The 12,303-nt window shown below is 40.5% G+C and carries 10 protein-coding genes; 2 read left to right on the top strand and 8 right to left on the bottom strand.

Annotation, left to right across the window (positions count from 1 at the left end):
• Positions 1 to 95: 95 nt before the first annotated feature.
• From hpf to FC98_RS11250, 3 genes are all read right to left on the bottom strand, one after another.
• Positions 96 to 662, bottom strand: coding sequence for a ribosome hibernation-promoting factor, HPF/YfiA family (gene hpf / locus FC98_RS11260; protein WP_040471228.1), 567 nt, complete (start codon positions 660 to 662; stop codon positions 96 to 98).
• 122 nt (positions 663 to 784) lie between these two features.
• Entirely contained in the window at positions 785 to 1,447 is a 663-nt protein-coding gene (locus FC98_RS11255; RefSeq protein ID WP_235803622.1) for a ComF family protein, read from the bottom strand.
• A gap of 26 nt (positions 1,448 to 1,473) precedes the next feature.
• Positions 1,474 to 2,796: an ATP-dependent helicase ComFA gene (locus FC98_RS11250; protein WP_056949578.1), complete on the bottom strand. Its 1,323-nt coding sequence runs from the start codon at positions 2,794 to 2,796 to the stop codon at positions 1,474 to 1,476.
• 47 nt (positions 2,797 to 2,843) lie between these two features.
• Here FC98_RS11250 and FC98_RS11245 point away from each other — a divergent pair, with 47 nt between their 5' ends.
• A complete protein-coding gene (locus FC98_RS11245) occupies positions 2,844 to 3,509 on the top strand; it encodes a YigZ family protein (protein WP_040471230.1) in 666 nt (221 codons plus the stop codon).
• Positions 3,510 to 3,626: 117 nt separating this feature from the next.
• Here FC98_RS11245 and FC98_RS11240 read toward each other — a convergent pair whose 3' ends face one another.
• From FC98_RS11240 to FC98_RS11220, 5 genes are all read right to left on the bottom strand, one after another.
• A complete protein-coding gene (locus tag FC98_RS11240; RefSeq protein WP_040471231.1) occupies positions 3,627 to 4,718 on the bottom strand; it encodes a glycosyltransferase family 4 protein in 1,092 nt (363 codons plus the stop codon).
• Positions 4,719 to 5,014: 296 nt separating this feature from the next.
• A complete protein-coding gene (locus tag FC98_RS11235; protein ID WP_008856275.1) occupies positions 5,015 to 6,856 on the bottom strand; it encodes an APC family permease in 1,842 nt (613 codons plus the stop codon).
• 363 nt (positions 6,857 to 7,219) lie between these two features.
• On the bottom strand, positions 7,220 to 8,845 hold the full coding sequence (gene groL, locus FC98_RS11230) for a chaperonin GroEL (protein ID WP_056949577.1): 1,626 nt from the start codon (positions 8,843 to 8,845) through the stop codon (positions 7,220 to 7,222).
• 71 nt (positions 8,846 to 8,916) lie between these two features.
• Entirely contained in the window at positions 8,917 to 9,201 is a 285-nt protein-coding gene (groES, locus tag FC98_RS11225) for a co-chaperone GroES (RefSeq protein WP_172633913.1), read from the bottom strand.
• A 321-nt stretch (positions 9,202 to 9,522) separates the two neighbouring features.
• Positions 9,523 to 10,155 (bottom strand): redox-sensing transcriptional repressor Rex, encoded by a 633-nt coding sequence (locus FC98_RS11220; RefSeq protein WP_008856280.1) that lies wholly within the window; start codon positions 10,153 to 10,155, stop codon positions 9,523 to 9,525.
• A gap of 187 nt (positions 10,156 to 10,342) precedes the next feature.
• Here FC98_RS11220 and FC98_RS11215 point away from each other — a divergent pair, with 187 nt between their 5' ends.
• Complete coding sequence (locus tag FC98_RS11215) at positions 10,343 to 12,301, top strand: ABC-F family ATP-binding cassette domain-containing protein (RefSeq protein WP_191982006.1); 1,959 nt, start codon at positions 10,343 to 10,345, stop codon at positions 12,299 to 12,301.
• Positions 12,302 to 12,303 lie beyond the last annotated feature (2 nt).

The following is a 12,303-nucleotide window of genomic DNA, read 5'->3' as shown; positions in this document are numbered from 1 at the left end:
ATGTATAAGGGGACCCCACTCAAAATCCCAAAACCAGGATTTTAAGTGGGGTCCCCTTATACAAACGCATCAAAGCGCTTCTCTACGCGCTCTCTTTATTCTTCACCCGTCTCAATCAAGCCATAACGGCCATCATTACGACGATAAACAATGTTAATCCCTGATGTTTCTGCATCTTCATAGATGAAGAAATCATGCCCTAACATGTCCATTTGAAGAATGGCTTCTTCATTGTCCATTGGCTTTAAAGCTAATTGCTTTGTACGAACAACTTGGAACTTCGATTCGTTGTCTGAATCCGACTGTGCATCTGCTTGTTCTTGTGTAGGTGCAAATTCAAGGTTCTTGAAGCCCTTTTCACGGGACTTACGGTTAACCTTGGTCTTATACTTACGAATCTGACGCTCAAGTTTGTCCGTAACCAAATCAACACTTGCGTACAAGTCATTGGACATCTCTTCAGCTCTCAAAGTTAAGTATGGCAAAGGAATAGTTACCTCGACTTTAGCCTGTTTATCTGAATAGACCTTCAGGTTAACATGGGCCGTATTCTTCAAGTCCTTTTCGAAGTATTTCTCCAGTTTGCTGATTCGTTTCTCTACGTAATCACGAATCGCCTGAGTCACCTCAATATTTTCACCACGAATGTTAAACATTAGCATAACAATCTCTCCCTTCACCATTAAAGGCTTAATGGTCCAATGATGAAATCACTTTCATCATTGGCTACAACTTTAGTATAATGGAAAGTTCGCTTTTTAACAATCATTGACTCTGGATTTCTTCACCTTGCGAGCGTTATTCCAATTACTGAAGCTGCTCCTGCCTGATATAACAAGGTTGCTGCACAACGGATTGTGGTACCGGTTGTATAAACATCGTCAATAAGGGCAACTTTTTTACCGGCAATTAAATGGGCCTTCTCTTTAACTAACTCAAACGGTTGTGATAACCGCAGCCGGTCTACCCGATTCTTTTCGGACTGCCGGCGATTTTTCGTCAATTGGGCAGCCCTCAGTACTTCAATATAGTGACACCGCTCAAGTAGCCCAGTTACTTGATTGAATCCCCGAACGGCCATTGTATCAGCAGTCACTGGAATTGGCACCAATAACCGTTTAGTTTTAAGTGCAAATTGACCTAGTTGCTTGGCAAAAAGCCAGCGTAATCGATAATCGCCCAAAAACTTATACCGTTTCATATAATCTTTCATTGCCGCGTTGTATTCATATAAACCAACATTTCGAAAGTTAAAGCTAATTTGATGTTGCCATCGTTGACAATCGTAGCAGGGATTTTCCATCACCACAGTTAACCGTCGGCCGCACTGGCGACACGTTGCTTGACCTGTCAGTTTTTCAAATGCTGATTGACAATCCTGGCAAATCAACATCGGCTCAACTCGCGTAAATAAGATAATATCATCAAATGAAACTTCCGCTCTCATTGGAACCTGACATAATAAGCATTCTTTCATAATCGCCAGGCCCGCTGATTCATCTGTCTAATTTGGCGTTGGCAGGAACGAACTGTTGCACAGTGGCTTTCACAATAAAACAATACCCGGCCATCAGGACGCTCGCTACTTCGGCCCACCCTCCCAGCAATTTGTACAAGGGCCGCGGCCGAAAAAATCGCGTCATCCGCTTTTAAGACTAAAACATCAGTTCCAGGAAAGGTCACTCCCCGTTCTAAAATGGTTGTAGTAATAATAAAATCCAATCTCCGGTTACGCATTGCGGCTACTTTTTCGATTCGATCTGGATCAGCAGAGTAAACCGTATCAAAATTTGCTTGAATATGAGCTTGTTGAATAGCTGATTTAACGGCTGCTAGGTCCTTTATGTGCGGCACAAACAGTAAAAACCGTTGCTTCTGGGAAATTAGTTGGGCAATCATCTTCAGAATCCGTTTATTTAGTGATTTCAAAGTTATTTGATGACTCAAATTTTTAATCTTAATAATTGTCGGTTCCGGTAGCAAATGTCCATGGTAACGAATCGGCAGGTAACTGATCGACAGCCGTTTTCGCCTCACCTGAGATAATAAGTGCTGGTCTGGGGTCGCAGTAAGGTAAAGCATCGCCCCATTCGGTTTAATTGCGTTATTGACGCCAAAATGAAGCATCGGGTTACCTGAAAACGGGAAAACATCCACCTCATCAATAATTAAAATATCAAATGCATGGTAAAATCGTAATAGTTGGTGGGTCGTACAAATTACAATTTGGCTATATTTGTAAGGTTGCTCAGACTTTCCATGAAGTAAAATGACTGGTGTTTTCTGAAAAGCAGCCTGAATTCTCGGAAACAGCTCAATGCAAACATCAATCCGGGGCGATGCGATTGCGATTCGCTTACCATGGGCAATTCCCCAGTTGATTCCCTTAAAGAGCATTTCAGTTTTGCCTGCCCCGGTAACCGCCCACAATAAATGTCGCTTCCGATTCTTGAAAACATCAACCACCATGTCAGCACACACTTCTTGAAGACCAGTCAGCTGTCCATCCCAAGACAAGGCATCCAGTTTTTTTGGAAATCGATTTGGCTCTTCAATAAACACTAACTGATGCAACGTATCCATCCGCTTCATTTGGATACAAACATAACAATAAAACTGCCCATTTGGCAGCGCTGCCTGCTTTCGATTGAGCTTTGCGCCACACCTTGCACACCTTAACTTAGGTTTTAAGTCAATTGCGTCTCGCTGGTTTAGTTGTGGCAAATTAGCCAGCTCTGACGGCAATTCAAGTGAACTTAGTTGGCGTCCGTACAACTCTGATATATGATTAATCATAGAACTTCACCTCAATAATTAATTACGGATTAACTGGAGGTATTTATTTGACAGAAACATTTTTAACAATCAAAAAAGCAGGATCTCATGAAATTGATATCAAGAAATCCCGCTTTATCTGTAACATGCAACGAATTGAAACCGAGGAACAAGCAAAACAACTCATTCAAACAATTAGTAAAGCAAACGAAAAAGCCAACCATAATTGCTTCGCGTACATGCTTGGCGATACGGACCAAATTCAACGCGAAAGCGACAACGGCGAACCATCTGGAACTGCTGGCGTTCCAATCTTGGAAGTTTTGAAAAAAAACGAACTGCATAACGTCATTGCCGTTGTGACTCGTTACTTTGGCGGCATTAAGTTGGGGGCTGGGGGCTTAATTCGCGCTTATAGCAATGCAACTTCAACGACCATCGATACGCTTGGAATTGTTAATTTAGTTACCAAAAAGGAATTATTTTTGACGATCGACTACAATCAGTTTGATAAGTTAAAATACTTTCTTTCTAGTAACAACGTTCCAATCGAAACCGTTGGCTATACAGATAAGATTAAGGTTACAATTGCAGTTGAAGAAAGCGGCATTCCGAAATTCATTCAAGCAATCAAGGATCTTCTTAGTGATCAATTTAATTACGCAACTGGCCTCAACAAAGTATTTGAAGTCCCCTTTTCCAGACAGGAACGCCAGCAAGAAGAACATGAATAAGTAACATGAACGTCTAAAAAGCGACCTAAGCAACTAGCCATCTGAAAGGCTGGAATACTTAGGTCGCTTTTAAGTGCTTAGCATAACTAATTTTAAACTCAATCATAACAACTCAAATTATCGCTTGTCCTTACTAGTGGTATCTTTAACTAATTTTTTTATGCCATTTAACAACGGCTGACGGTCTTCACCAACTAACCCAATCGTTTCCACAAACAATTCCAGACCAATTAAGACGGCAATCGTTAACAAGATCGACCCCCACAGTGGTGAAATTGGGTATAGCAATGAAATGAATGAAAAAATTAATGCGATGCCATAGATAACCAACACCGTCTGGCGATGTGTTAACCCAATCTGCATCAGCCGGTGATGTAAGTGACGCTTATCAGCATGGGAGATGGGTTCCTTATTCAATAACCGCCGAAAAATTGCAAAGACGGTATCCGTAATCGGCACCCCTAAAATCATGACAGGAATCAAAAGCGTAATGAACGTTGCGTTTTTTAGCCCAAATAGAGAAAATACCGACATCATAAACCCAATGAACAGGGCCCCGGTATCCCCTAGATATATTCTAGCTGGGAAAAAGTTGTATGGTAAGAACCCAACACATGAAGAAACCAATGCAAAGATCATGATAGAAACAAAGATATTGCCGACATTTAAGAAAAACATCCCTGTAATTCCCATGGTCGTCATCGCAATAATGGCAACCCCAGTAGCCAGGCCATCAAGGCCATCAATCAAGTTAACTGCATTGGTAATGGCTAAAATCCAAATCCAGGTAATTGGCAAGCTCAGCCATCCGAGATGAATTGTTAAAAATGGCAGCGTAATCGTTGTCATTTTCACCCCAGCAGCAAAATAGACCCAAAGTGCCGCAATCGAAATCCCCAAAACCTTCTGGCGGGGCTTCAACTCAAAAATATCATCAATAATTCCCGTTAAGATAATAATCGTTTCCCCACCATAAATCCCCCATAAGATTTTGGTTGGAAATTGGTTTCTCAATAGAACCATTGTACAAAATGTGTAGGCAATAAAAATTGCCAACCCACCAATCGTTGGCATCGGGATTTTATTTACACGGCGTTTGTTAGGGCGATCTTCAGCACCTACAGCAAATGCCAGTTTGCGGATAAATGGGGTTAATATCGCAGAAAGAATCATGGTAGCGAATAATGACACAATGATTTCAAATTTCAAATTTGTAACCTCACTTAATTCCTAACATTTATTATTAAATCAATTATACAAACGACAAATGATAAAAACAAGCCGTCACTGATTGTAAAAATAGGTTATTTCGTACGTTACCAATTTTGTGCTTAGCGACACTCACATAAAGAAGACGGATTGAATTTATCCCCAAAACTAAATAACTCTGCCACAACAACATAGGGGCTTCGCAATTCAAATTCCCAAGTACACTCTGAATTGCGAAACCCCTATATTATAAATCACGTTAATTTTTTATAACTAATTTAATCAAATTATAAAGACTACTCACGAAGGTGGTAATTATAAGTGGAAATAATGATATTCTGTCGCGAATTCAGGATGGTTCGTAACCGCAAACTTGTTTGGTTATGCAGGATATTCTCCCAACGATGCCGAGGAACAAATTGCGGAACGAGAACGGTTGTTGAATAGTTCCGATCTGCCGCCCGTTTTGCAATCACGTCGCAAAATCTTAACGTTGGCTGAGCAATTGACCGGTAAGACGAATGAATATCAACAAACCGAACATCCGGAAATTCCTTTTTAAACTCTTCAGATGTCTTGTGTTCTTTTTCCGGATTAGAGTCAAAGGAAACGTGCATCGCAATCACATAATCACCAATTGACTGGGCATAACTAATTGCATTAGCCGTTACTCGCGTTACCCCGCCAACCAAAACGACAACGGTTGAGCCATCAAAATGATGAGTGGCGGTAATTTCAGTATTATCTTCAATCACCCGTAGTTGCTCAGCTACCCGCTTGTAGTGCCAATTGATTTTATAAAAAATATGAATCAAGATCGGCATGACAATCAAGTAAGGCCAGACGTTTGGAAAGCGTAACAAGAATAAACACGTCACTAAGGCAAGGGAAATAAACGCCCCAATAAAGTTGATGACTGATTTTAACTGCCAGCTCTTTCCTCGATTACGATACCAATGAATGATCATTCCAGACTGAGAAAGCGTAAACGGAATGAACACACCAACTGCATATAGCGGAATCAATGAATTCGTTCGCCCACCAAATATTTGAATTAACACAATCGCGCCGATAGCCAACGAAATAATTCCGTTTGAATACCCTAGCCGATCTCCTTTGTCTAAATAAGCATGCGGCAAAAACTTATCTTTTGCCAAATTGTAGGCAAGAATTGGGAAAGCAGAAAATCCAGTATTGGCGGCAACCGCCAAAATCATTGCGGTAGATAATTGCAAAACGTAGTAAATAATACCGTGTCCAAAAACGTTAACCCCGATTTGCGACAACACCGTCTCATGACTATTCGGAACAATTCCCATGTAATAACTCATGTAGGTAATTCCACCGAAGAAGCAAGCTAAGATGGTTGCCATAATTGCCAACGTTGCAGAAGCATTTTTGCTCTTTGGTGATTTAAAGTTTGGAACCGCATTACTAATAGCTTCAACACCGGTCAAAGAAGACGACCCAGACGAGAATGCCCGGAAGAACAGGATCAATGTCATCCCTTCAACGGGCGCGCCAATGTGAGCAGCCGCGTGATACTGAATATTACCCGTTGCAATGTTGAACCCACCATAAATAACCATTCCAATAATCATCACAATGAAAAGGTAAACTGGCAACGTCAAAAACGAAGCCGACTCGCGGATTCCCCTCAGATTGAGCAGCATGATCAAGACAACAATCAAACAAGAAATCAAGACCTGATGAGAATAAAGCGACGGGATCGCAGAAGTGATTGCTTCAGTTGCAGACGTCGTTGATACAGCCACGGTTAACATATAGTCAACCAACAGCGAACCACCAGCAATTAAGCCCGCCCGTTCACCCCAATTAGTGCTCGCAACAACATATGCCCCACCACCAGATGGGTAAGCATGAATAATTTGTTGATAAGACAAGGTAATAGCAGCTAAGAGTACTAAAACAAGCGCAGCAACCCAGATTTGATACATCAGTGCTGCAGCGGATAAAGTGATCAAAATTGTTGTAATCTGTTCAGTACCATAAGCCACTGACGAAAGAGCATCGGAAGATAATAAAGCCAGTGCCTTAAATTTTGTTAGGGATTGACCACCTTCATCAGTGGTTTTTAGCGGTTTTCCGATTAAAAACCGTTTTAAATATCGCCACATAAATCGTTACTCCTTTATAATAATCTACCATTCGTAGTGAACCATAAAATAATAGTCCTTCTTGGTAGCAAAAACAAGTCTTGATATGCAGTTGTAAGATAGCACATAAATACACCATACAACACAAAAAAGCTTGCGACAACCTCATAAGTTAACCCTTCTTTAGAATCACGTTATATTTGATTAAACCGGTACCCTTTTTTAATCAGTGACTTGCAGCAAAAAGTTTCTCTGCCAGAAGTCAATTATTGCCAGCATATATTAAAAAGACCAAATGGTGAATAAGATGCATTCATCACTTGGTCTTTTTAATATTTAGTAGCTAAAATTAATCCTTAATCAACTACTGACGTAACTTTTAAATTACATACCCATTCCTGGAGTTGGCATTGGCGCAGCAGCTGGTGCATCCTTCTTTGGCTCATCAGCAACAACGGCTTCAGTCGTCAACAACAATGCAGAAACAGAGGCAGCGTTTTGAAGTGCTGAACGGGTAACTTTGGTAGGGTCAACAATCCCATCATCGATCATATCTTCAAACTTGCCATTAGCAGCGTTGTATCCAACACCCGCTTTTTCATCCTTAAGTTGTTCAACAATCACAGAACCTTCAACACCAGCATTTTCAGCAATCTGGCGAACTGGTTCTTCAAGGGCACGACGAACAATGTTAATACCAGTCTGCTCGTCACCATCAGCGGATTTATCCAACTTTTCGATGTCTGGAATGACGTTGATTAGAGCAGTTCCACCACCGGGGACAAAGCCTTCTTCAACAGCGGCACGAGTGGCATTCAAAGCATCTTCAATTCGATACTTCTTTTCTTTAAGTTCAGTTTCAGTGGCAGCACCAACACGAACAACGGCAACCCCACCAGACAACTTAGCCAAACGTTCCTTTAACTTGTCACGGTCAAAGTCAGAGGTTGTCTTTTCGATTTGTGTCTTGATTTCAGTAACACGTTTGCTAATATCGTCTTTATTACCAGAACCGTCAACAATCGTAGTAGAATCTTTGGTAACGTTGATCTTGTTAGCTTGACCTAATTGATCAAGGGTTGCATCCTTCAAGTTCAAGCCAAGGTCATCAGTAATAACAGTTGCACCAGTCAAGATGGCGATATCCTGAAGTTGTTCCTTACGACGATCACCAAAACCAGGTGCTTTGACAGCAACAACATTGAATGTTCCCCGCATCTTGTTCAATACAAGGGTTGGCAATGCTTCACCACCAATATCATCAGCAATGATCAAAAGTGAGCGGCCCTGTTCAACGATCTTTTGTAGTAATGGCAAGATATCTTGAATATTGGTAATCTTCTTATCAGTAACCAAAATGTATGGGTTATCAAGATCAGCTTCCATCTTGTCATTATCAGTAACCATGTATTGTGACATGTAGCCACGGTCAAATTGCATTCCTTCAACGACGTCCAAGCTGGTTTCAACACCACGAGACTCTTCAATCGTAATAACCCCATCGTGACCAACTTTTTCCATAGCGTCGGCAATCAAGCTACCAACTTCAGTATTAGCTGATGAAATTGAAGCGATTTGAGCAATGTCGTCTTTTGTCTTAACATCGTGTGACATCTTGTGAAGGCCATCAACAGCAGCCTTAGTGGCTTTTTCAATTCCACGACGAATGCCAACTGGATTAGCACCAGCAGTGACGTTCTTCATCCCTTCGTTAACAATTGCTTGTGTCAAAACAGTTGCAGTGGTTGTCCCATCACCAGCAACGTCGTTGGTCTTTGAAGCAACTTCAGAAACTAACTTGGCACCCATATTTTCAAAATGATCTGGTAATTCGATTGCTTTGGCAATTGTTACCCCATCATTTGTGATCGTTGGGTTACCTGCTGATTGTTCCAAAACAACGTTACGCCCTTTAGGACCCAATGTTGCTTTAACCGTGTCTGCTAATTTATCAACACCCTTGAGCATTGCACCCCGGGCATCTTCAGAAAACTTTACTTGTTTAGCCATTACAAATTTCACCTCAAAAATTTATTTTGATTTATTATAGAAATTAATGATGCTGATTATTTCGCAAAGGATTATTCAACAATTGCGACAATATCTTTTTCATGTAAAACTAGATAGGATTCATCGTTGTCCTCGATCTCAGTACCTGCGTACTTATCGAACATCACCTTGTCGCCCTTTTTAACAACTGGCGCAACTTTTTGACCATTATCTAAAACGCGGCCATCACCAACAGCAACAACGGTACCAGCTTGTGGCTTCTTCTTAGCATTATCAGCTAATACAATGCCACCAACCGACTTTTCTTCTTCTTTTTCTGTTTCGATAATTACACGATCACCTAATGGTTTTAACACGTTAGTCCCTCCATTTACAACTATTTTTAGCATCATTAGCACTTGAATGACAGAAGTGCTAATCACTGCTTATAATATATTATTTTTTCGTCCCAATTGCAAGGATTTATTGGAAAATATTGAAAGCTACCCGCTAAAATCAGTTGAGACAAAGTTGACTTTCAGCGATATAAACCGTTTTCAATCACTAACCATCATTCATAAACAGGTTGTTCACCAAAACTTAAGTTAACCAAAAAAGAAGCTTTATATTATTCCAAAAACTGGAATTAACATAAAGCCCCATCGATAAACATCGTAGCCATTCTAATCATTTTGAAACTACTTGCTAAAATTATCAATAAAGTAGATTAACGTTTGCAACTCGTTGGTTAAATCAACGTTCTGAACTAAAACCTTATCCGGAACCGAAATTCGAATCGACGTAAAATTGAGGATCCCCTTCACCCCACCAGCTACGGCAGCGTCTGCAACTTCTTGAGCGGCACTTGATGGCACTGTTAAGATAACCACTTGAATCTGCTGCTCATGTAATTGGTCTGCCAATTCAGAAATTGGGTATACGGGAACACCATCTTCAACGGTATTAATAATTTGATCATTGGTATCAAAAGCCGCTGAAATGCGAACGTTACTATCCTTGTGAAAATTAAAGTTCAAAAGTGCATGACCTAAATTTCCAACCCCAATTAGCGCAACGTTGGTTAAGTGTTCCTGATTTAAAATTTGCTTGAAAAAGTTCAGCAAACTATCAACATCATACCCATAGCCTCGCTTACCAAGGGCCCCAAAGTATGAAAAGTCACGTCGAATCGTTGCGGAATCAACTTGAACCGCCTCCGCCAACTCCGTGGAAGAGATTCGCTGTTTTCCGGTATCGTGTAAGATATTTAAGTATCGATAATAAATTGGCAATCGTTTTGCGGTTGCTCTTGGAATGTTTTCGGCTGTCAAAAAGTTCCCTCCTGTGGATCGTATTTTATAAAAATTAAGTACTTTGTGAACTCATCTTTATTTATCATTCTACCATATCATGCCACCTTGTGAAATACATTTCAAGTAATCCTGCCAATATATTATTGCTAATTGATAGAATATGATAAGATTATAGGATGTGAACGCTAGAAAGGTGGCCAGTAATTTGATAATTTTACAAGCCCAAGATTTAACGAAAAGATTCAATGGAGAAGAAATTTTCTCAAATGTGAATATGGCTGTCCAAGAAAAAAGTCGAATTGCACTCGTTGGGCGCAATGGCGCCGGAAAATCCACTCTGGTCAAAATGATAATCGGTGAACAATCTGTCGACGGTGGCCAAGTTGTTAAGAAGAAAAACCTGTCAATTGGATATTTAGCCCAGGATACTGGCTTAGACTCTGACAAATCAATTTACGCAGAAATGGCAGCCGTTTTCGCCAAATTAAAACAACAGGAACAAAAAATCCACGAACTCGAAGAACAAATGAGTGCGGCAACAATTGACCCTAATTCAGAAGCGTACGCCCAAATTTCTTCACAATATGACAATATTCGAGCCGACTTTGAGCAGCATAACGGTTATGGCTATGACGCAGAAATCCGCGGCGTTCTCCATGGATTCGGTTTTGAGCAGGCTGATTATGATCGGCCAATCAATGAACTTTCCGGTGGTCAAAAAACACAACTCGCATTAGCCAAACTACTATTAGAAAAGCCTGACTTATTGATCCTGGATGAGCCCACTAACCACTTAGACGTCGAAACAATTACTTGGCTGGAAGGTTATATCCAAAACTATCGTGGTGCACTTCTCATCATTTCCCATGATCGCTATTTTCTTGACCGAATCGTGAATGAAATCTATGAGTTAGCAAACGGTACTTTGCAACATTTCAATGGAAACTATTCTGATTACACCAAGAAAAAAGCAACTCAGCTTTCCCAACAATGGAAAGAATATGAAAAACAGCAAACCCAGATTGAAAAATTGCAGACATTTGTCGATAAAAATATCGTACGGGCATCCACTACTAAGCAAGCCCAAGCTAGAAGAAAACAGCTTGAGAAAATGAAACGACTTGACAAGCCAACTGATGATACCAAAACAGCCAGATTCCGATTTACTGCCAAATCCAAGAGCGGTAACAACGTCCTTAACGTCACTAACGCCGCTGTTGGCTACACAACCATCCTCTCAGAACCAGTTAACCTAGACGTTAAGCGGCATCAATCAATTGCAATCGTTGGTCCAAATGGTGTTGGCAAATCAACGCTCCTAAAAAGTATTTTAGGGATTATCCCGTTTATCAAAGGAGCCGCTCAGTTTGGAACCGGTGTCGATACTGGCTACTATGATCAAGAACAGGCTTCCTTGCATGCATCAAAAACCGTTCTTAGCGAATTATGGGATGATCACCCTACCACTCCCGAAGGTGATATTAGAAGCATTTTAGGTAGTTTTCTTTTTTCAGGAGACGATGTTGCCAAAATGGTTCATGACCTCTCTGGTGGTGAAAAAGCGCGTCTGCTACTGACCAAGCTTGCTCTACAACACAATAACTTTCTTATTTTAGATGAACCAACTAACCATTTAGATATTGATAGCCGAGAAGTGTTGGAAAAAGCCCTCAATAATTTCGACGGCACAATTCTCTTCGTTTCACATGATCGTTACTTTATCAATAAAATTGCGACATCAGTGGTTGAATTATCTAAGGACGGTACCAAGACTTACTTAGGAAATTATGATTATTATGTTGATAAAAAAGCGGAGTTGATTGCCATCAAGGAACATGAGGCAGCAAAGCAACAGGCCCAGAATCCGGTTGAACCAAAAGTCACCGCCGCAACTGCTGACAAACAGAATTATCAAATTAATAAGCAGGAACAAAAAGAACACCGAAAACTTACCAGAGAAGTCGCTGACTTAGAAGCTCAACTCGATCAGTTTTCTCAATCAAAAGAAAAAATCGAAACTGAAATGACGAAGCCTGACGTATTTAACGATGTCGGCAAACTTCAAGAGTTACAGAAACAACTCGAAATAATTAATAACAAAATTAACGAAGCTGAAGCTAGTTGGGAAGAAAAAAGCCTTCAACTAGAAAATATGACAAACTAATT

The organism is Lentilactobacillus kisonensis DSM 19906 = JCM 15041 (assembly GCF_001434135.1).
GTDB classification, from domain to species: domain Bacteria; phylum Bacillota; class Bacilli; order Lactobacillales; family Lactobacillaceae; genus Lentilactobacillus; species Lentilactobacillus kisonensis.
This window is presented reverse-complemented; position numbering and strand designations above follow the sequence as displayed.

What these genes read in the sequence shown, in the direction of transcription:
- groL (WP_056949577.1), bottom strand. Translation starts at nt 8,845, where the DNA reads ATGGCTAAACAAGTAAAGTTTTCTGAAGATGCCCGGGGTGCAATGCTC.
- FC98_RS11255 (WP_235803622.1), bottom strand. Translation starts at nt 1,447, where the DNA reads ATGAGAGCGGAAGTTTCATTTGATGATATTATCTTATTTACGCGAGTT.
- FC98_RS11250 (WP_056949578.1), bottom strand. Translation starts at nt 2,796, where the DNA reads ATGATTAATCATATATCAGAGTTGTACGGACGCCAACTAAGTTCACTT.
- FC98_RS11235 (WP_008856275.1), bottom strand. Translation starts at nt 6,856, where the DNA reads ATGTGGCGATATTTAAAACGGTTTTTAATCGGAAAACCGCTAAAAACC.
- hpf (WP_040471228.1), bottom strand. Translation starts at nt 662, where the DNA reads ATGCTAATGTTTAACATTCGTGGTGAAAATATTGAGGTGACTCAGGCG.